The organism is Achromobacter pulmonis (assembly GCF_902859765.1).
Lineage (GTDB): Bacteria > Pseudomonadota > Gammaproteobacteria > Burkholderiales > Burkholderiaceae_B > Achromobacter > Achromobacter pulmonis.
This window is the reverse complement of record NZ_CADIJV010000024.1, coordinates 25,012-46,955: the sequence shown is the minus strand read 5'-3', so window position 1 is coordinate 46,955 and position 21,944 is coordinate 25,012. Positions and strand designations below refer to the sequence as shown.

The window sequence follows — 21,944 nt, the reverse complement described above, 5'->3', positions numbered from 1 at the left end:
CGTGTGACAGAATCCCTGTCATGAAACGCTTACAAGGCATGGAACTCTTCGTGGAGGTGGCCAAGACGCACAGTTTCAGCCGTGCGGCGGCCGCCCTGGGGGTGCCCAAATCGACACTGTCCCGCCAGGTGGCCGAACTGGAACGTTCGGTCGGCCTGCGCCTGCTCAGCCGCACCACCCGCAAGGTGGAGCTGACCGACGCCGGCCGTCTGTACTTCGAACGCTGCCAGCGCATCGTGGCCGAAGCCCAGATCGCCCACGAAGAACTGCAGAAGCTGGTCGACACGCCGTCGGGCCCGCTGCGGGTGAACATGCCGGCGGATTTCGGCACGGATTTCCTGGCTGAATCGTTCATGGAATTTTCGCGCCGCTATCCCGACGTCACCTTTTTCCTGGATCTTGCCAATCCCGACCACGCGCAACGCGTGTTCCAGACCTGCGATATTTCCATCGAGATCGGCGAACTGCCCGACTCGACGCAGATTGCCAGGCTGCTGGGCATGCTGCCGGCCCACCTGTACGCCTCGCGCGAATACCTGGAGAAGCACGGAGAACCGAGGCACCCCAGCGATCTGACCCGCCACGAGTGCATCGAATTCCGCGCCGAAGGCGCCGGGCGCGTGACGCGCTGGCCGCTCAACAGCGGCGACCAGCACATCGAATTCACGCCCGGCAACCGCTTTTCCGTCAACGGCGTGGCGATGGCCCGGCGCCTGGCGATGCTGGGCGCGGGCATCACCGTGCTGGTCGGCGGCCAGACCGCCGAGCAGAAGTCGGGCCAGTTGCGCCGCGTCCTGCCGGACTGGCAACTGGGCCCGTTCCCGGTCTATGCCGTCACCGAGACCCGGCTGCTGCCCGCCAAGACCCGGATCTTCATCGAGTTTCTGATGGAGCGTCTGTGCGGCGGCGGGCAGGCGAAGGATACCGCGCCATTCATGAAATGAAGGGCGGCCGGAAACAGACTGAAAAATTTGTGTATGGCCGGCGGCCGCCGCTGCGCCGGGCGGGTGGCGCATCGCGCCCGCCCCGGTCAGAAGCGTTCGTCGTCGCGCAGATAGCGCCACTGTCCCAGCGGCAGGTCGCCCAGGGCCACGCGGCCAATGCGCACACGCTTCAGGCCGACCACTTTCAGGCCCACCAGTTCGCACATGCGGCGGATCTGGCGCTTCTTGCCCTCGCGCAGCACGAAACGCAACTGGTCGTGATTCTGCCAGCGCACCTGGGCCGGCTTGAGCGCCTTGCCGTCCAGCGACAGGCCATGGTTGAGCAGCGCCAGGCCGTTCTCGGACAGCTCGCCCTGCACCCGCACCAGGTATTCCTTGTCGATGCTGGAGTCCTCGCCGATCAGCAGCTTGGCCACGCGGCCGTCCTGCGTCAGCACCAGCAGGCCCTGCGAATCGATGTCCAGCCGTCCGGCCACGGCCAGGCCGTCCAGGTGGCCGCGCTCGAAGCGCTGCGGACTGCGGTCGCCGGCAAAGCGCGAACGCGCGTCGATCAGGGCGACCGCGGGCGTGTAGCCCTTTTCGGCCTGGCCCGAGACATAGCCCACCGGCTTGTTGATGAGGATGGTGACGCGCGAGGTCTGGCGCGCCTGCGCGGCGCGTTCCAGGGTGATGACCTGGTTCGGGAAGGCGCGCGCGCCCAGTTCGGACACCACTTCGCCGTCGACCCGCACCCAGCCGCGCTCGATATAGCTGTCGGCCTCGCGGCGCGAACAGAGTCCACGCTCGGACATGAGCTTGGAGATTCGTACTTTTTCCATGGGCGGTATTGTATGCGCAGGCCCTGGCGCCGGCCTTGGCATAATACGCAGCCATGATGACCTCAGCAGCAGCACATCGCCCTCCCCTGGCCGCCGGCTGGCTGGCCAGCGCTCCGCCCGTCCTGACCCTTTCCCAGCGCCATTGGCTGTTCCGCCCCGGCGCCCTGACCGCCGGCCTGCGCCAGGTCGGCCAGGTGCGCCTGCGGGTGCTGGCCGAATACGCCGACGGCGCCCCCGCCGACGAGGCGCGGGCCATGCGCATCGCGCCTGGCGCGCCCGTCTGGGTGCGCGAGGTGCTGATGTCGGTGGACGGCGTCGACAGCGTGCCGGCGCGCAGCCTGACACCGCTGCGCGCCTCGCATGGGGCCTGGCAGGGCATGCGGCGGCTTCTCACGCGGCCTCTGGCGGACATGCTGTATCACGACAGCACCGTGATCCGGTCGCCGTTCGCCTGCCGGCGGCTGGCCTGGCCGGTGCCATTTCACGCCACGGCAGCCGCCGCGCTGGCCGCCCATGGCCGCGCGCGCGACGCCGACCGGGTCTGGGCGCGGCGCTCGGTGTTCTGGCGCCAGGGCCAGCCGCTGCTGGTGGCCGAGTGCTTCCTGCCCGATTTCTGGGATCTGGTGAGCGGCCGCGCGGCGCCGCCGCTGGTGCCACACCAACGCACGCCGCGCTAGCCACGAGGCGGCGGCCGGCCGCGCGCCGCACCCCAGCGCCCCCTCGCGCGCCGCGCCGACGCTCAAGCATGGGCGGGCCTCGGCCGCGTATCGACCGCCAGGCACAGCACGCCCGTCAACAGCGCCAGGCCGACATGGCCGATGTACACCGGATCGAAGTCCGCGTGGCTCAATGTGCCCTTGCCCAGCAGCAGCACCGTCAACGCCACCCCCAGCACCGCGCCGATCTGGCGCGTGGCCTGGTTGACGGCGCTGCCCACCGCGTAGTGCTGCGGCGGCAGGCGGTTGACCGCGGCGCCGGCCAGCGACGGCAGCACCATGCCCACGCCCAGCCCGCTCAACAACAGTCCCGGCAGCCAATGCGCCAGATAGGCCGGTTCGACGCCCGGCACCAGCAGAAACCACAGGCCGCTGGTGGCATAGACCAGGGCGCCTCCCACCAGGAACGGGCGATGCCCCATGCGGGCCGCGAGCCTGCCGGTGATGATCGCCGTCGGCATCACCAACAGAGGCCCCGGCGTGACGGCTAGTCCGGCGCGCGGCAGGCTGTAGTGCCAGACGCCGGTCATGTAGAAGAAGAAGGCGAAGAACATCATGGCGAAGGCGATGCCAAAGCTGAACGTCGCCAGGTTCACGTAGCGATAGGTGCGGTGCTTGAACAGCGCCAGGTCCACGAGCGGGTGCGGTGTGGCGCGCGCCCAGCCGACGAACGCCGCCAGCGATGCCAGCCCCAACGCCGCCACCATCCACAGCTCGCCGGGACTCCAGTGCGGTGATTCCGACTGCACGATCGACAGCGCCACCGCGCCCACGCCCGCCATCAGCAGCGCCATGCCAACGCCATCGACGCGCCGCCGCGCTTCGGGCCGCACCGACTCCTTGAGCCGGCCGGCGCCGAACCACAGCGACAGCGCCCCCAGCGGCAGGTTGATGTAGAACGCCCACGGCCAGCCGGCGGCATCGACCACGAACGCGCCTAGGCTGGGGCCGACCGCCGCCGCCAGCGCGGCCACCGCGCCCCACAGGCTCACCGCCACCGAGCGCTGCGAGGCCGGGAACGCCGCCAGCACAATCGACAGCGAGGCCGGCGTCAGCAGCGCCGCGCCGACCGCCTGCGCCACGCGCGCCGCGATCAGCCCGCCCACGCTGCCGGCCAGGCCACAGGCGGCCGAGGCCGCCAGGAACAGCAATACGCCGAGCATGAACATGCGCTTGCGACCATGCGTGTCGGCCAGTCCGCCGGAGGGGATCAGCATGGCGGCGTAGACCACCGTGTAGGCGTTCAACACCCACGACATGTCGGCCGCCGAGGCCTGGGGAAAGCCGGCGCGCATGGCGCCGAACGCGGCATAGAGCATGGTGGCGTCCAGCGAGACCAGGAACACGGCCACGCTGGCGATCCAGAAGACCGGCCAGGGGGATGCGGCCGCGGGGCGCGCGGCGGCGGCATGGATCGCCGCGGGAGGGGTATTGGAATGCATGTCGATCGAACTCGGAGATGAAGTCAGGAAGGCCGCAAAGGCGTGGCGTGCGCGGCTCAAGCCTGCAGGTAGACGGCCGGCTCGGCCGCCAGGCCCTGCTTGACCTGGCGCGTGGCGTCGTCGGCCAGCACTTCCTCGGCGCCGGCCTCGAGGGCATCGAAGGCCTGGCGCGCCACGGATTCAGGGGTGATCTTGGGCGCGTCCAGGCCGCGCGTCAGATCGGTATCGACAAAGCCCATGTGCAGGCCCAGCACCTGCGTGCCCTGCTCGCGCAGTTCGTGGCGCAGGCCATTGGTCAGCGCCCAGGCGGCCGATTTGCTCATGCCGTACACGCCCAGCAACGGCCGGTTGATCCAACTGGCGATCGACAGCACGTTCAGCAGCGCGCCGCCGCCATTGGCCGCCAGCACCGGCGCGAACGCCTGCGCCACGCGCAGCGGGCCCAGCAGATTGGTTTCCAGATGGCGGCGCGCCGACTCGATGCTGCCGTCGGCCAGGAAGCCGCCGGTCGCGGCGATGCCGGCGTTGTTGATGACCAGCGTCACGTCCTTGGCCAGCGCGGCCGCGGCGGCCACGTCCTGGTCGCGGGTGACGTCGAGCCTGATAGCCTGCACGCCCGGCAGCGAGAGGCTGGCCGGATCGCGCGCGCCGGCATAGACCTTGCGGGCGCCACGGGCCAGCGCCTCGCGGGCGAAAGCCAGGCCGATGCCGCGGTTGGCGCCGGTGATGAGGACGGTTGCGTTGTTCAGTTCCATGATGTCTTTCCTTGGGGTGCTGCGTTCAGACGGCGGCCGGCCATGCCGGTCGGGGTGACAAAAATATGATGATCATCATATTTTTAGAATGAAGAAAGGCCGCGCACAGCGGCCCGAAAAAGCGATGCTCAACGGATGGCCGGACGCCCCTCGCTGTCGTATTGCTCCAGGATGGACTGGCGCGCGGCCGCCAGCATGGCCCGGCCCTGCGCATTGTCGCCGAGCGCGCGAGCCAGTTGCATGGCGCCCACCAGGCTGCTGGTGATCGCCATCGCGGCGTGCGGACCCGCGCCGGCTGGCAGCGCCTGCTGTACCACGCCCACCAGACCCGTCACCCGGCTGGCCGATATGTCACGGACCTCGGGCGACTGGCGCGGTATCTCCGAGGCCAGCGCCGAGACCGGGCAGCCGGCTTCGCAATTGAGCAGGTGGGCCTCGGACAGATAGCTTTCGACCAGGGCGCGCAACGGACTGGCGCCCTCGGCCTGGCGCCGCGCCACGCCCTGCGCCATGCGCGCCGCGCCGTCCCGGCCGGCGCGCTCCATCGCCGCCACCAGCATGGCATCGCGCGACGGGAAATGCGCGTAGAAGCCGCCGTGCGTGAGCCCGGCTTCCTTCATGACGTCGGCCACGCCGACGCCAGCGTAACCGACCCGCCGGATCGCGCGCGCGGCCGCTTCCACGATACGGTCGTGGGAAATCTCTTTACGGGAAGCGGGGCCGGCCATGGTCTGGGCTCCTGAATATGATGATCATAATATAAACCCGCCGAAACCGCTTTGCACGTTTTTTTTGTTGCGGCGCACGATCCGTCCCGGGGATGCCTGTCGGCGCGGCCGGAACGCCCCCGTTTCAGGGCGCGCTGAAGCTGTCCAGCACCTTGCGGAACGTTCCGGCCATACGGTCGAAGCCCTCCCTGGCCACGCCAGGATGGTAGGCCCTGGCCGAACACATGAGGGACCAGGTGTAGTCGTCCGCCATCCGCAGCCGCACCAGCGCCACCTGGCGGTCGTCACCCTGGGTCAAGGCCAGCAGCGCCTGGTGCGCCGGCAGCCCGGCCAGGGTGGACACCCCGTTCTCGAGCACGTTCACCTGCTGGTTGGAATAGATCAGGGCCCAGTCGGCTTCAGGCAGGATGGCGGCCTGCTCACCCATCGGCGCCGGCGGATCGATGCTGCGCAGCGTGACCGAACACGTCTGATTGTCGGCCGCGGTGGCGCCTGGCCTGGCGGCATCAGCGCCAGACTTCGGGTTCGATGCTGACCTCGCCCTTGTCAGCGGAGAAATACACCACGCCGTCGGAAATGTTGGCGTTCAGCTGCATGGTGCGTTCGGCCAGCCCGGCCAGCGCGCGGGTCTGCTCGGACGGCAGGTTGATGACCTTGAGATTGCGGGTGCGTTCGAGTTTGTTGCGCACGCCGTCCCACCAGATCTTGCTGGCCGAGCCGCCGTAGCAGTAGACGATGACCTGCTCGGCGCGGCCGCAGGCGCGCAGGATGCGGCGCTCTTCGGGCTGGCCGACCTCGATCCACAGGGTGATGGCGCCGGTCAGATCCTTGACCCACAGGTCCGGCTCGTCGGTGTCGCTCAGGCCCTTGGTGAAGGCCAGTTCTTCCTGCGCGTTCAAGGCGTGGGCCACCAGCCGCACCATCATGCGCTCGTCGGTCTCCGAGGGATGGCGGGCGACGGTCAGCGAATGGCTGCCGTAGTAGTGGCGATCGGTGTCGGCGACGTTGAGCTCGGCCTTGTAGATGGTGGCGCGCAGGGCCATGGCGAAAAATCCGTTGAATGGGGGCAAATGACTGAAGCCCGCCATGATACCGCCTGCGGCGCCAACCGCGTGTCCGTCCACCCGCGAGGCGGGCGGACACGCCGTGCTTCAGTACACGCCGACCGAATGGCGCGCAACGAAGTGCCCTTCCCCGACCTGCACCAGCGGCTCGACCAGCGGATCGTCGCCCAGCTTGCGCATCGGGCTGGGGATCTCGTCGACCAGCAGCGAGCGCTCGCGGTGGCGGCGCTGCGGATCGGCGATCGGCACCGCCGCCATCAGCTTCCTGGTGTAGGGATGCTGCGGATTCTCGAAGATGGCGCGGCGCGGGCCGATCTCGACGATCTGCCCCAGGTACATCACCGCCACGCGATGGCTGACGCGCTCGACCACCGCCATGTCGTGCGAAATGAACAGGAACGACACGCCCAGCTCGCGCTGCAGGTCCAGCAGCAGGTTGACGATCTGCGCCTGGATCGACACGTCCAGCGCCGACACCGATTCGTCGGCGATCACCACTTTCGGGTTCAGGGCCAGGGCGCGCGCGATGCAGATGCGCTGGCGCTGGCCGCCGGAGAACTCGTGCGGATAGCGGTCGATCATCTCGGGCGCCAGGCCACACTTGTCCATCAGCCAGCGCACCCGTTCCTCGGCCTTCGCGCCGCTGGCGACGCGGTGGATCAACAGCGGCTCCATGATGGAGTAGCCGACCGTCATGCGCGGATCGAGCGAGGCGAACGGGTCCTGGAAGATGAACTGGATATGGCGGCGCAGCGTCTGCATGGCGCTGCCGCGCAGCGCGCCGATGTTCTGGCCGTCGAACTCGATCGAACCGCTCTTGCTCTTGACCAGTTGCAGCAGCGAACGGCCGGTGGTGGTCTTGCCGCAGCCGGACTCGCCCACCAGCGACAGCGTTTCGCCAGGGTAAAGATCGAAGCTGACCTTTTCGACCGCGTGCACGCGCTTTTGCACCCGCCCGAAAATACCGCCGGTGATATCGAAGCTGGTGGTCAGGTCACGCACCTTCAGCACCGGGCCATTGTCGCGGCGCACGGTGGAAGGCAAGGCCATCGGCGCGGGCGCCGGCTCGGCCTGGCGCGCGGCGTCCTCGACCTTGAGCAGCGGGAATGGGGCCGGCTCGTCGGTGCCGTGCATGGCGCCCAGGCGCGGCACGGCCGACAGCAGGGCGCGGGTGTAGGCATGCCGCGGCTGTGCGAAGAGTTCGTCGGAACCGCCCTCCTCGACCTTGTCGCCGCGGTACATCACCAGAACGCGGTCGGCCACTTCGGCCACCACGCCCATGTCGTGGGTGATGAAGATGACGCCCATGTCCATTTCTTCCTGCAGCTGGCGGATCAGTTGCAGGATCTGGGCCTGGATGGTGACGTCCAGGGCCGTGGTGGGTTCGTCGGCGATCAGCAGCTGCGGCTTGCATGACAGCGCCATGGCGATCATGACGCGCTGGCGCATGCCGCCGGACAGCTGGTGCGGATAGCGGTCGAGAATGGCGCGGGCCTCGGGGATGCGCACACGCTCGAGCATGCGCAGCGTCTCGGCGCGCGCCGCGGACGCATCCAGTCCCTGGTGCAGTTGCAACGCCTCGGCGATCTGGCTGCCGGCCGTGAAGCTGGGGTTGAGCGAGGTCATCGGCTCCTGGAAGATCATGGCCACGTCGGCGCCGCGCACGCGTTGCAGCGTGCTGTCGGGCGCGTTGACCAGATCCAGCACCTCGCCGTTGCGCCGGCGCAGCAACATGCCGCCGTTGACGATGCGGCCGCCGCCGTATTCCACCAGGCGCATCAGCGCCAGCGAAGTGACCGACTTGCCCGAGCCGGACTCGCCCACGATCGCCAGGGTTTCGCCGCGATCGACGTGGAACGACACGTTGCGCACCGCTTCGACGACACGCTCGGGGGTTTTGAAGCGCACGGTCAGGTCATTGACCTGGACGACGCGTTTGGGGTCCATGGTTGCCATGATGATTACTTGTCCTGACGGGGATCCAGCGCATCGCGCAGCCCGTCGCCCAGCAGATTGAAGCCCAGCACCACCAGGAAAATGGCCGATCCGGGGAAGATCGACATCCAGGGCGCCTGGGTCATGAAGTTCTTGGCGGTGTTCAGCATCGAGCCCCAGGACGGGTTCGGCGGCTGCAGGCCCAGACCCAGGAACGACAGGCTGGCCTCGGCGATGATGGCCGTGGCGATGGTGATGGTGGCCTGGACGATCAGCGGCGGCATCACGTTCGGGAACACGTGGCGGCAGATGATGCGCAGGTCGGAGGCGCCTAGCGCGCGCGCGCTCTGCACGTAATCCTCGCTCTTGACCGCCAGCACCTGGCCGCGCGTGAGCCGGATGAACTTGGGCGCGGCGGATACGCCGATGGCGATCATGGCGTTGGTCAGGCTGGGCCCCAGGAAAGCGGCCAGCGCGATCGCCAGGATCAGGAACGGAATCGCCAGCAGCGCCTCGGTGGCGCGGGAAATGCAGCTGTCGGTCCAGCCGCCGAAATAGCCGGCCGCCAAACCGAACGGCACGCCGACCACCAGCGCGATCAGTACCGACACCAGGCCGGCCATGAGCGAGGCGCGCGCGCCATGCACCATGCGGCTGAAGATGTCGCGGCCGAGTTCATCGGTGCCCAGCCAGTGGGCGGCCGATGGCGCCTTGCGGATGGTGGTGAAGCTGGTCTGGAACGGATCCTGGCTGGCGATCAGCGGCGCCAGCAGCGCCACCAGCACGAAAAACAACACGATACCCAGGCCCAGCATGGCGACGTGGTTGCGTTTGAACTTGCCCCAGGCGCGGTTGCGGCTGCGGGGCGGCGTGACGGCGGCGGCCGTTGCGGGAAGTGCGCTCATGCGTGCCTCAGGCGGGGATTGACCAGGATGTACAGGATGTCGGCCAGCAGGTTCATCAGGATGAAGCCCACCGCGACGCAGAGCACCACGCCCTGCACCACCGCATAGTCGCGCGTGAAGACGGCGTCGACCACCAGCTTGCCGAAGCCGGGGATGGTGAAGACCTGCTCGGTCAGCACCGCGCCGGCCAGCAATTCACCGAACAGCAGCGTCACCAGCGTGACGATCGGCATCAGCGCGTTGCGCAGCGCGTGCCGCAGCACCACCTGGCGCGGCGACACGCCCTTGGCGCGGGCGGTGCGCACGTAATCGGCCGACAGCGCCTCGAGCATGGCCGAACGGGTGTGGCGCATGAGATAGGCGGCAATCGCGGTGGACAGCACCAGCGACGGCATCAGCATGGTCTTGATCGAGAGCCAGAAATCCTCGGCCGGCGACACGTAGCCCGAGGCCGGCAGCAGTTTCCATTGCACCGACACCACCATGATGAGGATGATGCCGAGCCAGAAGTTGGGAATCGACATGCCGGACAGCGCGGCGATATTGGCCCCCATCTCGACCGGCTTGCCCTTGCGCACGGCCGCCACGATGCCCATGGGAATGCCCACCAGCAGCGCGAAGAACATCGCCATCGCCGCCAACTGCAGCGTCACCGGCAGTTTCTGGGCGATCAGCGTGGTCACCGGCACGTCGGTGCGCAGCGACTTGCCCAGGTCGCCCTGCAGCACCTGGCCGGCCCAGGCGGCGTACTGCATCGGCAGCGGATCATTGAGGCGGTACTTGTCGCGCAGGTAATCCAGCACGGCCGGATCGCGCTCTTCGCCGGCCAGCGTCAGCACCGGATCGCCGGGCAGGATTTTCTGCAGCATGAAGACGATCATCGATACCAGTATCAGGGTCGGTATCGCGACGATCACACGGCGCAAGATGAGTTTGAGCATAAGGGAAAAACCGTAGAACGAAAGCGGCGGACGGAACCGGCCCCGAAGGGCACGGCGCGCGGCCGCCGCGGGAAACGGCCGGCCGCGAGGGCGCGGCCGGCGGGCGCGGCGACGAACCGCCGCCCCCGGTCACTTCTGCGCGAACGTCACGCCCTTCAGGCGGATCATGCCGTCCGGATAGGGAACGAAGCCCTTGACCTTCTTGGCCAGCGCGAACGGCCACGGCTGGTAGTAGTCGTACACGCCAGGCAGTTCGTCCTGGATGATGGCCTGCACCTGGTCATAGAGGGCGCGGCGCTTGGCTTCGTCCGGCACCGTGCGGGCCTCCTTGAGCAGCTTGTCGACCTCGGGGTTGCAGTAATGGCCATCGTTCAACGCGCCCTTGCAGGTCACGAAGCTGTAGATGTTGCCATCCGGATCGACCCGGCCCGACCAGCCCAGCATCACCACCTGGAAGTTGCCGCCGGCCGACTCCTTCTGCAGCGCGGCGTATTCGGTGGGACGCAGCGACAGGTCGAAACCGGCCTCGGAAGCCATGGCCTGGACCATCTCGGCCACCGACGAGGTGGTGGTGTTGTTGCCGAACATGACCTCGGCCTTGACGCGGTCGAAGCCGGCCTGCTTGAGCAGCGCGCGGGCCTTGGCGACGTCGCGCTTGGTCACGGGGAACTTGTCGCTGTGATACGGGCTGGCGGGCGGGAACGGCTGCTGCGCCGGTTCGAAGATGCCGCCGCCGGCCACTTCGTTGATGGCGTCGCGGTCGATGGACAATTGGAACGCCTGGCGCACCAGCTTGTTCTTGAAGGGATTGTCTTCGGCGCGCTTGCCGTTGGCGACGTTGAACATGAACTGCTGGAAGCCCAACCCGGCAATCGGGGCGAAGGTCAGGCTGGCGTCATTCTTGACCTGGGGCGCATCGGAAGGATTCAGGCGCTCGAGCATGTCCAGGTCGCCAGCGCGCAGGTTCGACAGGCGCACGGTGGTGTCCGGGATCGGCAGGAAGGTGATGCGCTTGAAGGCGTAATCCTTGGCATCGTAGTACTGGTCGAATTTCTCCAGCACGATGCGGTCGTTCTGGATGCGTTCGACGAATTTGTACGGACCCGAGCAGATCGGCTTGCGGCCGACCGCGGCCACGTCGGCATCGGCGAAGGACTTGGGCGACAGCATCATGCCGGCGCGGTCGGACAACTGCGCCAGCAGCGTGGCGTCGGGCTGCTTGAGCGTCAGCACCAGCGTGGCGGCGTCGGGCGCCTCGACCTTATCGACCGAGGCCAGCTCGCCCTTGCGCAGGCTGTCCGGCAGCGTCTTGGCGCGCTCCAGGTTGGCCTTGGCGGCGGCGGCGTCGAACTTGCTGCCATCGTGGAACAGCACGTCCTGGCGCAGCTTGAAGGTCAGCACCTTGTTGTCGGGGCTGAACGACCACGAGGTGGCCAGCTGCGGCACAAAATGCAGCTTGGGATCGATGTCCACCAGCTTGTCGCACAGCGAGGTGAAGACGATGCGGCCGACGTAGGTGCGCGCGCGGTGCGGATCGAGCACGTCGGGATCTTCCTGCAGGCCGATGCGCAGGTTCTGGGCGCATGCCGCGCCCGCGGCCAGCGCCAGCATGCTGGCGCCGAAAGTGATGGTCAAGCGTTTCATTGTGTTTATTCCCCTTGTGGCTGCAATGCGCGGGTCAGAAGCCGACGGCCTGGCCGTCGCGCCGGCTGTCGCTGGCGGCGACGTAACCCAGTTCGTTGTCGCTTTCGGACATGCGCCAGATGAATTGGCCGGCGCCGAAATCCATGTACGGGTCGTCCACGGACTTCAAAGCATGCCCGAGGTCTTTGAGGCCCGCAATAGTGGAAGCCTTCATATTGGTCTCGATATCCAGCGTGAAATCGCGGTTGACCTTCCAGCGGGGCGCGCAGCAGGCGGCCTGCGGATTCTGGTGGTAATCGATCATGCGCACCACGGTCTGCAGGTGGCCCTGAGGCTGCATGTCGCCGCCCATCACGCCGAAGCTCATGACCGGCTTGCCGCCGCGCGTCAGGAAGCCCGGGATGATGGTATGGAACGGCCGCTTGCCGCCTTCGACCACGTTGGCCGACTTGGGATCCATCGAGAAGCCGACGCCACGGTTCTGCAGGCTGATGCCGGTGCCCGGCACCACCACGCCCGAGCCGAAGCCCATGTAGTTGGACTGGATGAACGAGATCATCATGCCGTTCTCGTCGGCGGCGGTCAGGTAGATGGTGCCGCCTGCGGCCGGACGGCCGGCGCTGAAATGGGTCGCGCCGTCCAGGCGGATCAGCTTGGCGCGGCTGTCCAGGTAGGCGTCCGACAGCATCTGCTCGGGCGTGACTTCCATCGAGCGCGGGTCGGCCACGTACTTGTAGAGGTCGGCGAAGGCCAGCTTCATGGCCTCGATCTGCACGTGCTGCGACTGCACCGAATCGACCGGCATGTCGGCGATGTTGAAGCGCTCGACAATACCCAGCGCGATCAGCGCGGCGATGCCCTGCCCGTTCGGCGGGATTTCGTGCAGCTCGTAGCCGCGGTAGGACTTGGAGATCGGCTTGACCCATTGCGGGCGGTAGCCGCGCAGGTCTTCCAGGGTCATGGCGCCGCCGCATTCCTGGCTGAAGGCGGCGATGCGCTCGGCCAGCTCGCCTTCGTAGAAGTCGCGGCCCTTGGAAGCGGCGATGCGGCGCAGCGTGTTGGCCGCGTCCGGGAAGCGGAAGTGCTCGCCGACCTTGGGCGCGCGGCCCTGCGGCATAAAGGCCTGGGCGTAGCCCGGCTGGTCGCGCAGCTCATCGGCGGCGGCGGCCCACTTGTGCGCCACCACCGGCGGCACCGCGTAGCCACGCTCGGCAATCTCGATGGCGGGCTCGAACAGTTGCTCGAACGGCAGCTTGCCCAGTTTTTCGTGCAGCGCGGCCCAGCCGGCCACCACGCCCGGCACCGTCACCGCGTCCCAGCCGCGCTTGGGCTGGATCGCCAGGCCGTCGGCGCCGACGCCGTACTTGCGCTTGAAGTATTCGACATTCCAGGCGGCCGGCGCCACGCCGGAGGAATTCAGGCCATGCAGTTCCTGGCCGTCCCAGACGATGGCGAAACAGTCGCCCCCCAGGCCGCAGGAGACCGGCTCGACCAGCACGATGGTGGCGGCCGCGGCGATCGCGGCGTCGACCGCGTTGCCTCCCTTGAGCAGCATGCGCAGGCCGGCCTGGGCCGCCAGCGGGTGCGAGGTGGACACCACGTTGCGGGCGAACAGCGGGATGCGGATGGAGGGATAAGGATTGACCCAGTCGAAGGATTTCATGGCGCCTGTCTCATATGTAAGCGGTAAGCAGGCGAAATTACTCCCGTGGTCTAATTAAATCAATTTGATTTTTTGTTCAGTCATGAAAGAAATTTTTGTGATTTATTCCCCATGAGCACCCTCCGATTCCTGCGTACTTTTCTGGCCGTGGCCCACCACGGTTCGTTCTCCGAAGCGGCCGAGCAAGTGGCCCTGACGCAGGCCGCGGTCAGTTTCCAGATGCGCTCCCTGGAGGCGGAATTGGGGCGCGAGCTGTTCGACCGCAGCGGGCGCCTGGCCATCCTCAACGCGGCCGGCCGGGAATTGCTCCCGGAAATCAAGCACTTGCTGGATTCCTACGACCGTTTGCGGCTGCCGCGCACGGTGCCGGGCGAACTGGCCGGCTCGGTCTCAGTCGGCAGTATCGTCTCGTGCATGGGCACCCTGTCCAAGGTGGTGTCGGGCATGAAGAAGGCGCATCCGCGGCTGGATGTGCGCATTCTGTCGGGCAAGGCCAGCGAGCTGGCCGGCAAGGTGGAAGACGGCGAGCTGGACGCCGCCTTCCTGGTCGAGGCCGGCCGCAAGATGGCCAGCACGCGCTGGACCCCGCTCTATGAGGAACCGCTGGTCGTGATCGCGCCGCCCTCGGCCATCGGCCATGACGCGCGCCAGGTGCTGGCCAGCAATCCCTTCCTGCGCTTTGACCGCACCCAGCGCACCGGCCTGCAGATCGACCGGCTGCTGCGGCGCATGGCGGTGCCGCTGGACGAATTCCTGGAACTGAACGCGATCGAGACACTGGTCGAGCTGGTGCGCCAGGAAGTGGGCGTGACGCTGCTGCCGCTGATCAACGGCTCGAATTGGCGCACCAGCGTCCGGCTGCGCATCCTGCCGCTACCCGCCGACCTGGGGCCGACGGCGCGGGCCATCGGCATGCTGGAGCGGCGCGAGCACGCCCGCCAGAACATTACCGCCGCCATCTGCGAGGCCTGCGCCACGGCGTTCCGCACGCGCGACGCGCTGGCCATCGCCTGAGCCGCCTGCCGACCCGGCGCCGCAGCCCCCCCGGCCGGCAAGATGCCGCGCCTGGGCCCGGGCGCGGCCGGGACCGGCCGCGCCGCGGTGGGCGCGCCTTACAGGCCCATCGCCGGATCGGTGACCGAGGGCTTGCCGGTTTCCACCCGGCCGGCAAAGCGGCGGATGTAGGCCGGGTCCTCGTTCAGGCGCGCGGTGAAGTCATACCAGGCGCCGCTGGCCTTGAGCGACCACGACTGCTCGACCTGGCTGCCCGCTGGCACCGTGATCGTCCATTTCTCGTTATTGGTGTAGTAGGCGTTCGGCGTGATGACGAAGGTGCAGGGCTGCTTGCCGCTATTGATGAAGCTGGTGTAGACGTCGCCGTTGGCAATGTCGTAGCAGACCCGGATTTCGGCATCCAGCCCGGCGCTGCGGGCCAGCGCCAGGTCGCCGGCGAAATGGCGCAGATAGCCGTTCGGACCCATCACCCACAGGTCGTACTTGCCGCCGTCGGCGGCCGCGTCCCAGCTGCCTTCCAGCTGCTTGTCCGGTTCGACCGCGTAGCGGCGCGGCAGGCGATCCAGATGCAGCTGGTCATACACATGGAACACGCCGGCGGCGCGGCCGGTGTTGGCGAACACCAGCCACATGGCGCTGGTGCCCGGCTGAGCGCGGCCGCTGGTGTGCAGCTCATAGGGCAGCGCGCGCGAGAAGCGCACCCCGGTCTCCTGACTGGGCTTGGCTTGGGTGGCGGTGTCCGGCAGCGGCACCTGGGCCAGCACCTGCTGGTCGGCGCGGGTCTGGTCGGCCTGGGCTTTGGTCAGCAGGGTCAGGTCGGGCAGCTGCTCGTTGTTGGGCGTGGCAAAGTTGAAGGCCGAAGTCAGGTCGCCGAGCACGGCGCGGCGGTAATCGCTGATGTTGGGTTCCTTGACGCCGAACCGCGCCTCCAGGAAACGCAGCACCGAGGTGTGGTCGAACGACTGCGAGTTGATCCAGCCGCCGCGGCTCCAGGGCGAGACGATGTACATCGGCACGCGCGGGCCGGGGCCGTACACGCGGTTGTCGGCGGCGTCCTGCAGCGACGGCTTGACGTGGCGCTCCAGGTCGGTGTTGATGGTGGATGCGCCCGCCGTCGAACCGTCCGGATTGATCGACGGCGCGGCCGGCGGCGGCACGTGGTCGAAGAAGCCGTCGTTCTCGTCGAAGTTGATCAGCAGCACCGTCTTGCTCCAGACGTCCGGATTGGCCGTCAGGGCATTGAGCGTTTCCTGGATGCACCAGGCGCCCTGCACCGGGCTGGACGGCCCGGGGTGCTCCGAATAGGCCGCCGGCGCCACGATCCACGACACCTGCGGCAGCGCGCCGTTCAATACATCGTCGCGGAATGCCTGCAGCAGGCCGCCGTCGGGCATGGTGTTGGCCACGCCCTTGTACAGCGGGTTGGTGGCGTCGGCCGCGGGCGTCCAGGCCGGCGGGCTGGGATTGCCGGCGGTGGGATCATTGCCGGACAGTTCATAGGCCTTGCGGAATTGCCGGAAGCCCGCCAGCGGATTGTCGGTGAAGTTGTCCGGCAGGTTCTGGTAGACCTTCCAGCTCACGCCGTTTTCCTGCAACCGCTCGGGATAGGTCTTCCAGGTCCAGCCGATGGTGGACGCGCCCAGGCCGTCCCACTGGTTGCGGGTCGACGGGCCATTGCCCTGCGCCAGCGGGTCATTGGTGCCGGTCCAGTGAAACAGGCGGTTGGTATTGGTGCCGCCGTGCGAGGAACAGTGGTAGGCATCGCACAGCGTGAAGGCCTCGGCCAGCGCGTACTGGAACGCCAGTTCCTGGCGCGTGTAGTAGCCCATCGACTGGTTCTGCTTGTAGCGCGGCCACTGGTACAGGCGGCCGCCGTCCCAGGCATTCTGCGCGTCGGGGAAGTCGTGCGGCGTGCCGGACACGCGCTGCGCGTTGCCCTTGGTGCTGTCCAGGTGGTACGGCAACACCACGCGGGTGCCGTTGGTCTGTTCCCAGACCGAGCGGTTCTGCGGCAGCGGCACGGTGATGCGGTCGCCAAAGCCGCGCACGCCCTTGAAGGTGCCGAAGTACATGTCGAACGAGCGGTTTTCCTGCATCAGGATGACCACATGCTCGACGTCGTTGATGGTGCCGGTGCGGTTGTTGGCGGGAATGGCCAGCGCGCGGCGGATGGCCGGCGGGAACATCGACAAGGCGGTCAGGCCGGCGGTCGAGGCGGCGGCGTTACGCAGGAAGCGGCGCTTGCCGGCGTGGATCGGGTCTTGGTGGGACGTCACAGATGCGATTCCTTGGATTCTGAAAAATGGCGCGGCGTCAGGGCGCGCAACGCAGTTGGGGCTTGGCCGGCTGGGTCGGCGTTTCAGGCTGGGCGCCGGTATCGCCGTCGTCATCCTTGTCGCCGCCGCAGGCGGTCAGGACGGCGGCCACCATCAGGGCGGCGCCCATGCGCAGGCAAGCGCGCAAAATCGGGGAAGCAGTGTTCATGTCGTATCTATCCTCGGACATCAGGGGAGCAATTCGGAAACGGACTTGCCGGACATGGCCAGCGACTTGACCTCGGTTTCGGTCAGGGCGCGCGACCAGAAGGCCAGGTCGTCGAAGTACATGGTGTAGGGGCCTTTGGTGCCGGCGCAGCACACGCCGTAGGTGCCCTTGCCGTCTTCGTTCAGGCCCAGGTGCGGACCGAACAGGCCGGCGATCTGGGCGAAGTTGACGCTGCCGGTCGAGATCGAGCGGCTGAACCAGCCCATCTCGCTGTCGTACACATAGGCGGCCATGGTCTTGGCGGTCTTGTCGATGACCATGGCCACGTAGACCGGCTTGTTGGGCGTGAACCTGACGCCATTGATGTCGACGCGGCTGCCGCCGGCCAGGTTGAAGCGCAGCTCGGGGCCGGCCCACTGGGCGATGGTGATGCCGGGATTGCCGCCGGAGTTGTAGTCCTTGTTGCCCAGGATGGAGCGATCGTTGGCGGTGCCGTCCGACTGGTACCAGAAGCCGATGGTGAAGGCCTGGACGCTGTCGAGCAGGCCCGCCGGATAGTCCAGCTTGAAGGCGCCTGTCGGATCGCCGCTGCGTTCGTTCTGGAACATCTTGCCGAACACGCCGTTATCGGCGAAGGCCGGCGCCTGCGTGCCGTCATAGGGCGTGATCGCCCCGCCGCCGGCGGCCTTGTCGGTCAGGTCGCCCTCGAACGGGAACATCATGGTCAGGCCGCTGCCCAGCGATGCCAGCAGCGGCACCGGCGCGGTATAGACCACGGTGGCGCGCACCGCCGTCACGGCGTTGCCGACCGAGACGGCGTAGTTCAGTTCGTGCACGCCTTCGGTGGTGAAAACAAAGCCCGTATCGACATAGTCGGTGGCGGTGCCCGGCAGGCGCGCGATTTCCTGGCCGTCGCGGGTAATCACGATGTCGCCGGTGGGCGTGCCCACGCGGCTCCAGCTCAACGCCACGCTCTTGTTGTCCATCGAGGTGCGGCTGGCGCCCCGGCGCAGCGCGACGGATTCGGACAACGCAGTGCCCGCCATGTCGTACTGGCCCGAAGGCGGCAATGCGCCCAGATGCGCCAGCAGCGTCGGCGCGGCGTCGGCTGCGCTCGGCAGGCTGTACCAGGCGTTGTTCCAGGCGCCGTCGACGGCCTCGTCATCGGCGCTGCCGCCCAGCAGCGAAGAGCGGTTCATCGCCAGCAGCGTGGTCTTGTTGAGCGAGAGCGGCAGGCCATCGCTGCCGCCGGTGCGGTCCAGGCCGTGGCTGGATGCCACCAGCACCAGCCAGTTCTCGTCCGGATGGGCGGCGCGGCGCTCGGCCACCTGCTTGAGCAGCGCGCCGATGGCGTCATCGGTCTGGCGCAACGTGGCGCGATAGCCGTCGCCAAAACCGGCGGTGGCGGCCGCGCGCTCGGCCGCGCCGAACTGCGCCACCACCAGATCGTAACCCTCGGTGATGCGGTCGCGCGCCTGGCTGGCGACGCACGCATCGACCCCGGCGCAATCCGTCAGGCTCTGCAGATAGCCGGCGTCGCGGTCGGCGCCGACCAGGCCGGCCAACAGCGGCGAGTTGAAGGCCGCCGCGGCGCGCATCGCCGGCCTGGCGGCCTTGACGCGCTGGAACAGGGTCGCGGTTTTGGCCGACTGTCCCGGCGCGTTGCTGCGCACGCCGTGCTGATCGGCCCATTGTCCGGTCAGCAGCGTGGCCCAGCCCGGCGCCAGCAGCGTCGGCTGCTGCGTCACGCCGCCGGTCACGCCTCCGGTCCAGGAACGGGTGGCCGTCAGTTGCGCCAGATTCGGCAACGACTTGTCCGCCACGCTCTGGCGATAGGCGTCATACGTCAATCCATCGACACCGATGAACAGCACCTTGGCATGAGCGCCGCTGCCCGGCTGCGCCGCGGGCGCCGTGTCATCGTCATTGCCACCATCGCCGCCGCAACCGGCCAGCGCGCCCAGGGCCGCCAACGCGGCGCACCAGCGCTTCCACTTCAATACCTGCATGTTCTTTCCCTCTCGAAACCCGCTTTGTGGGTGGTCCACATAGTGGCTTCGCAAGGTGAAAGCCCGATGAAGCGAAGAAAGGAATCGCTGATCGACGGATCAGTTTTTTTCTGCTGCGACATAGATGGCAATAAAAGCAAGGGACCGGCTTGCCGGTCCCTTGCCTGGCGCCGGGCCGCGGTCCGCGGCCCGTGGATCAGGCGCCGATCTTGACGCCGGTCAGGTAGCCGACCGCAGCGCCGAAGCCGTCCTTGTAGTTGGCCTTGACCAGCGGCTCCAGCGTCGGCCGCACCACTGCGTGCACAGCCCCCCAATCGGCCGCGTGCTGGAAGTTGCTGGTGATATAGGTCCAGCCGTTGAGCTCGTCGACCGCCTGCAGGCCGGTCGATTCGGCCGCCACCGGGCACGACAGCAGACGCGAGAGCTGCTTGGTGTCGACGTTGTAGGCCCACAGGAAGTTGTTGACGTGGCCGCCGCTGTCCTCGCCCACGAACAGCGTGCGCAGCTTCTCCGAGAACTTGAGATTGTCCGGATTGGAGATCCGGTCGGCGTTGTGGGTGTTGCCCAACGCGTCGGCCGGCGAGATCGGCGCGCCCACCAGTTCGGGCACCGCGGCCATGTCGACCGGCACCCATTCGCTGTCGATGGCCTGGCCGTCGGTATCGACCTGGCCAGCCTTCAGGTGCAGCTGATAGACGGCGCCGGCCGAATTGGCCTGTACCTGCATGCCGGCCACGGTGCCGTCGATCATCGACTTCTCGATGCGCGACATGGCGCTATAGGCGATCTTGTCCTTGGCGTTGACCGTGGTGCCTTCCATCTTGGTGAAACCCAGCGAACCGCCGACCAGCGCGGCATAGCGGTGCGTTTCCAGGAAGGCGGCGGCCTGGCGGCGGCCCGGCAGCAGCTTGACCCAATTGTTGCCGCCGCTGTAGCGGATCCGGGTGAAGCTGTTGTCGGCCGGGTCGGTGGTGCGCACGTCCATGATGTCGGCGGCGGTCAGTTGGTCGGCCAGTTCCTTCACTTCGGCGCTGGTGGCGTGGCCCAGTTTGATCCAGGTCAGCGTGGCCGCGCCCGGGCCGGTTCCCGAGGTCTGGGTCCACTTGGCCACGTACAGCGTGCCGGACGACAGGTCGGCCTTGCGGTCGGCCACGAACATGAACAGGCCGCCATTGGTGGCGTCATCGCCCATCAGCGCGGTGCGCTGGTCGGGCATGATCTGCACCAGTTCGTGCGAGATCCGGCCCATGCAATAGTGCTTCTTGATGCTGCCGGTGCCGTCCGGGTTCACCGTCACTTCGGGTAGATGGCCGTAGTGGTACGGGTTGGCCTTGTTGGGGTCGCCGAACAGATTCTGGCTATAGGCCTGGAACTGCGCGTCGGCGCTGGCGACGGTGGCGTCGGGCTCGTACTCTTCGCTGGACAGGTGCGTGTTCCAGGGCGACAGGCTGGCGCCGCAGGTGATCCACAGGCCGTTGACCGACGACGTATCGACGTTGCTGTACTTGACCAGGCTGAGCTTGCCGGTGGCGGGGTCCTGCGCCAGCGTCAGCACCGCAATGGGCGACGGCAGGCGGCCATACATGTCGGCGCCGGACTGGTCCATCGACTGGTATTCGAACTGCACCACAGCGAACAGGGTATTGCCATTGACGCCGGGCACCGTCGGCGCTTCCAGCTTCAGCAGCGACATGCCGTCCGGACAGTTCGAGAAGAACTGGCGGGCCTGGGCGGGCACCGAATTGTCCATGATCGGCGCGCCGTTGTGATCGAAATAGCCGCCGGCGATGATGCTGCCGCCCTTGCCGTCCGGCACCGAATCGCCCGTCATGAAGAACGACTCGTAGCCCAGTTCGATCTTGCGCGTCGAGCCATCGCTGAACGTCAGCACCATTGCCGAGCCCACGGTGGTGCGCGCCATCAGCTCGGGGGTGGCCAGCGTGGGCGCGGCCATCGAAGTGAAGGCGGCAGAGGTGAACGTCACGCCCGGCGCCGGCGTGGAGGGGCTGTCGTCATCATCGTCACTCGAGTTACAGCCCGCCAGCAGGGCGGTCATGCCGACGCCGCCCAGCGGCAGCATCGGCGCACCGCCCAGCATCTTCAGGAGGCGGCGGCGATTGGCGTGTGTCATGTCTTGCATCGTGGTTTCCTGTGCGAGGGGATCAATGCCGCGAAGCCAGGGCGGGTCGGCGGCCGGACACCATTGCCAGGCGCCTGTGCGTGCCGATACGCGCTGAACCGCGACGTGCCGGCATGCTAGATAGGCGCGATGTAAGCTTGATGACAGTGCGCTGCGCGCCTTCTGAAAGAGGCGCTGCCGCACGATCGCGCAGTTGTCATGATGCGCTGCTAGAGTCGGCCACATTTCCGCCGTGCCGTTTCACGTTTCAGCCATGCCCTTGTCCTTGCGCCTGTCGCCGCCTTCGCCCCCCGCCGCGTGCCGTGTCCTTGCTCTGCTGGCGCTGGCCGCCGGCCTGGGCGTGTGGGGCGCGGTCCTGTTGGCGCCCGCGCCCGCCGCCCTGCCCGCCGCCATCGCGGCGCCCGCGCCGCGCGCCGCCGACAACACGCCGGTGGCCCTATGGTTTGGCCGCGACGAAGTGCTGCACACGCAGATCAGCGTGCTCGGCGTCATCGCCGCCGGCCCCGACGGCGCCGCGGTCTTCAGCGTCGACGGCGGCCCGCCGGCGGCCTGGCGCGTCGGCGACGAAATCGCGCCCGGCATCGTGCTCCAGGACATCGGCGCCGAAGCCGTCACGGTCGAGCAAGGCGGACGCGCCAATCGCCTGGCCGCGCCGGTTGCGCCGGCGCCCGCGGGCGCCATCACGCGTGCCGCGCCATGACGCGCGCGCCTCATATTGCTGTCATATTTCATGTCCACAATC

Annotated in this window: 19 protein-coding genes; 4 read left to right on the top strand and 15 right to left on the bottom strand. The window is 67.7% G+C overall.

Features of this window, described 5'->3' with window-relative positions:
• Nucleotides 1-38: 38 nt before the first annotated feature.
• Nucleotides 39-944, top strand: coding sequence for a LysR family transcriptional regulator (locus HV701_RS19065; RefSeq protein ID WP_175134619.1), 906 nt, complete (start codon nt 39-41; stop codon nt 942-944).
• A gap of 86 nt (nt 945-1,030) precedes the next feature.
• On the opposite strand, the gene HV701_RS19060 is transcribed toward HV701_RS19065, so the two are convergent.
• Nucleotides 1,031-1,762 (bottom strand): pseudouridine synthase, encoded by a 732-nt coding sequence (locus HV701_RS19060; protein WP_049074441.1) that lies wholly within the window; start codon nt 1,760-1,762, stop codon nt 1,031-1,033.
• 56 nt (nt 1,763-1,818) lie between these two features.
• Between HV701_RS19060 and HV701_RS19055 the strand changes: the two genes are divergently transcribed.
• On the top strand, nt 1,819-2,439 hold the full coding sequence (locus tag HV701_RS19055; RefSeq protein WP_175134618.1) for a chorismate--pyruvate lyase family protein: 621 nt from the start codon (nt 1,819-1,821) through the stop codon (nt 2,437-2,439).
• A gap of 62 nt (nt 2,440-2,501) precedes the next feature.
• On the opposite strand, the gene HV701_RS19050 is transcribed toward HV701_RS19055, so the two are convergent.
• The 10 genes from HV701_RS19050 to ggt form a co-directional block, all read right to left on the bottom strand.
• On the bottom strand, nt 2,502-3,920 hold the full coding sequence (locus tag HV701_RS19050) for an MFS transporter (protein ID WP_175134584.1): 1,419 nt from the start codon (nt 3,918-3,920) through the stop codon (nt 2,502-2,504).
• A gap of 56 nt (nt 3,921-3,976) precedes the next feature.
• Nucleotides 3,977-4,675, bottom strand: a complete 699-nt coding sequence (locus tag HV701_RS19045; protein WP_175134583.1) for an SDR family oxidoreductase — start codon at nt 4,673-4,675, stop codon at nt 3,977-3,979.
• A 128-nt stretch (nt 4,676-4,803) separates the two neighbouring features.
• Nucleotides 4,804-5,403, bottom strand: a complete 600-nt coding sequence (locus tag HV701_RS19040) for a TetR/AcrR family transcriptional regulator (RefSeq protein ID WP_175134582.1) — start codon at nt 5,401-5,403, stop codon at nt 4,804-4,806.
• A 124-nt stretch (nt 5,404-5,527) separates the two neighbouring features.
• Nucleotides 5,528-5,830 carry a hypothetical protein gene (locus HV701_RS19035; RefSeq protein ID WP_175134581.1) on the bottom strand — a complete coding sequence of 101 codons (303 nt, stop codon included), beginning with the start codon at nt 5,828-5,830 and terminating at the stop codon, nt 5,528-5,530.
• A gap of 79 nt (nt 5,831-5,909) precedes the next feature.
• The gene (locus tag HV701_RS19030; protein ID WP_175134580.1) at nt 5,910-6,446 is read right to left on the bottom strand and encodes a YaeQ family protein; all 537 of its coding nucleotides are present in this window, start codon (nt 6,444-6,446) and stop codon (nt 5,910-5,912) included.
• A gap of 108 nt (nt 6,447-6,554) precedes the next feature.
• Entirely contained in the window at nt 6,555-8,414 is a 1,860-nt protein-coding gene (locus HV701_RS19025; RefSeq protein WP_175134579.1) for a dipeptide ABC transporter ATP-binding protein, read from the bottom strand.
• 14 nt (nt 8,415-8,428) lie between these two features.
• Complete coding sequence (locus HV701_RS19020) at nt 8,429-9,307, bottom strand: ABC transporter permease (RefSeq protein WP_175134578.1); 879 nt, start codon at nt 9,305-9,307, stop codon at nt 8,429-8,431.
• Nucleotides 9,304-10,248: an ABC transporter permease gene (locus HV701_RS19015; protein WP_175134577.1), complete on the bottom strand. Its 945-nt coding sequence runs from the start codon at nt 10,246-10,248 to the stop codon at nt 9,304-9,306. The genes HV701_RS19020 and HV701_RS19015 overlap by 4 nt, the downstream gene beginning before the upstream one ends.
• Before the next feature lie 129 nt (nt 10,249-10,377).
• Nucleotides 10,378-11,892: an ABC transporter substrate-binding protein gene (locus tag HV701_RS19010; RefSeq protein ID WP_175134576.1), complete on the bottom strand. Its 1,515-nt coding sequence runs from the start codon at nt 11,890-11,892 to the stop codon at nt 10,378-10,380.
• 34 nt (nt 11,893-11,926) lie between these two features.
• Nucleotides 11,927-13,555, bottom strand: a complete 1,629-nt coding sequence (gene ggt / locus HV701_RS19005; RefSeq protein WP_175134575.1) for a gamma-glutamyltransferase — start codon at nt 13,553-13,555, stop codon at nt 11,927-11,929.
• A gap of 111 nt (nt 13,556-13,666) precedes the next feature.
• Between ggt and HV701_RS19000 the strand changes: the two genes are divergently transcribed.
• Nucleotides 13,667-14,569 (top strand): LysR family transcriptional regulator, encoded by a 903-nt coding sequence (locus tag HV701_RS19000; protein WP_175134574.1) that lies wholly within the window; start codon nt 13,667-13,669, stop codon nt 14,567-14,569.
• A 98-nt stretch (nt 14,570-14,667) separates the two neighbouring features.
• On the opposite strand, the gene HV701_RS18995 is transcribed toward HV701_RS19000, so the two are convergent.
• The 4 genes from HV701_RS18995 to HV701_RS18980 form a co-directional block, all read right to left on the bottom strand.
• Complete coding sequence (locus tag HV701_RS18995; protein ID WP_175134573.1) at nt 14,668-16,845, bottom strand: phosphocholine-specific phospholipase C; 2,178 nt, start codon at nt 16,843-16,845, stop codon at nt 14,668-14,670.
• 37 nt (nt 16,846-16,882) lie between these two features.
• Nucleotides 16,883-17,053: a hypothetical protein gene (locus HV701_RS18990; protein WP_175134572.1), complete on the bottom strand. Its 171-nt coding sequence runs from the start codon at nt 17,051-17,053 to the stop codon at nt 16,883-16,885.
• Between the two features lie 20 nt (nt 17,054-17,073).
• A complete protein-coding gene (locus tag HV701_RS18985; RefSeq protein ID WP_175134571.1) occupies nt 17,074-19,062 on the bottom strand; it encodes an alkaline phosphatase family protein in 1,989 nt (662 codons plus the stop codon).
• 196 nt (nt 19,063-19,258) lie between these two features.
• On the bottom strand, nt 19,259-21,202 hold the full coding sequence (locus HV701_RS18980) for a PhoX family protein (protein WP_175134570.1): 1,944 nt from the start codon (nt 21,200-21,202) through the stop codon (nt 19,259-19,261).
• A gap of 253 nt (nt 21,203-21,455) precedes the next feature.
• On the opposite strand from HV701_RS18980, the gene HV701_RS18975 reads away from it, so the two are divergent.
• A complete protein-coding gene (locus HV701_RS18975) occupies nt 21,456-21,902 on the top strand; it encodes a general secretion pathway protein GspC (protein WP_175134569.1) in 447 nt (148 codons plus the stop codon).
• Nucleotides 21,903-21,944 lie beyond the last annotated feature (42 nt).

Excerpts from the sequence above, each read along its gene's own strand:
- HV701_RS19050 (WP_175134584.1), bottom strand. The coding sequence starts at position 3,920 with ATGCATTCCAATACCCCTCCCGCGGCGATCCATGCCGCCGCCGCGCGC.
- HV701_RS18990 (WP_175134572.1), bottom strand. The coding sequence starts at position 17,053 with ATGAACACTGCTTCCCCGATTTTGCGCGCTTGCCTGCGCATGGGCGCC.
- HV701_RS19000 (WP_175134574.1), top strand. The coding sequence starts at position 13,667 with ATGAGCACCCTCCGATTCCTGCGTACTTTTCTGGCCGTGGCCCACCAC.
- HV701_RS19045 (WP_175134583.1), bottom strand. The coding sequence starts at position 4,675 with ATGGAACTGAACAACGCAACCGTCCTCATCACCGGCGCCAACCGCGGC.
- HV701_RS19020 (WP_175134578.1), bottom strand. The coding sequence starts at position 9,307 with ATGAGCGCACTTCCCGCAACGGCCGCCGCCGTCACGCCGCCCCGCAGC.
- HV701_RS18980 (WP_175134570.1), bottom strand. The coding sequence starts at position 21,202 with ATGCAAGACATGACACACGCCAATCGCCGCCGCCTCCTGAAGATGCTG.
- HV701_RS19035 (WP_175134581.1), bottom strand. The coding sequence starts at position 5,830 with ATGGGTGAGCAGGCCGCCATCCTGCCTGAAGCCGACTGGGCCCTGATC.
- HV701_RS18975 (WP_175134569.1), top strand. The coding sequence starts at position 21,456 with ATGCCCTTGTCCTTGCGCCTGTCGCCGCCTTCGCCCCCCGCCGCGTGC.
- HV701_RS19065 (WP_175134619.1), top strand. The coding sequence starts at position 39 with ATGGAACTCTTCGTGGAGGTGGCCAAGACGCACAGTTTCAGCCGTGCG.
- HV701_RS18985 (WP_175134571.1), bottom strand. The coding sequence starts at position 19,062 with ATGCAGGTATTGAAGTGGAAGCGCTGGTGCGCCGCGTTGGCGGCCCTG.
- HV701_RS19025 (WP_175134579.1), bottom strand. The coding sequence starts at position 8,414 with ATGGACCCCAAACGCGTCGTCCAGGTCAATGACCTGACCGTGCGCTTC.
- HV701_RS19040 (WP_175134582.1), bottom strand. The coding sequence starts at position 5,403 with ATGGCCGGCCCCGCTTCCCGTAAAGAGATTTCCCACGACCGTATCGTG.
- HV701_RS19015 (WP_175134577.1), bottom strand. The coding sequence starts at position 10,248 with ATGCTCAAACTCATCTTGCGCCGTGTGATCGTCGCGATACCGACCCTG.
- HV701_RS19055 (WP_175134618.1), top strand. The coding sequence starts at position 1,819 with ATGACCTCAGCAGCAGCACATCGCCCTCCCCTGGCCGCCGGCTGGCTG.
- HV701_RS19010 (WP_175134576.1), bottom strand. The coding sequence starts at position 11,892 with ATGAAACGCTTGACCATCACTTTCGGCGCCAGCATGCTGGCGCTGGCC.
- ggt (WP_175134575.1), bottom strand. The coding sequence starts at position 13,555 with ATGAAATCCTTCGACTGGGTCAATCCTTATCCCTCCATCCGCATCCCG.
- HV701_RS19030 (WP_175134580.1), bottom strand. The coding sequence starts at position 6,446 with ATGGCCCTGCGCGCCACCATCTACAAGGCCGAGCTCAACGTCGCCGAC.
- HV701_RS19060 (WP_049074441.1), bottom strand. The coding sequence starts at position 1,762 with ATGGAAAAAGTACGAATCTCCAAGCTCATGTCCGAGCGTGGACTCTGT.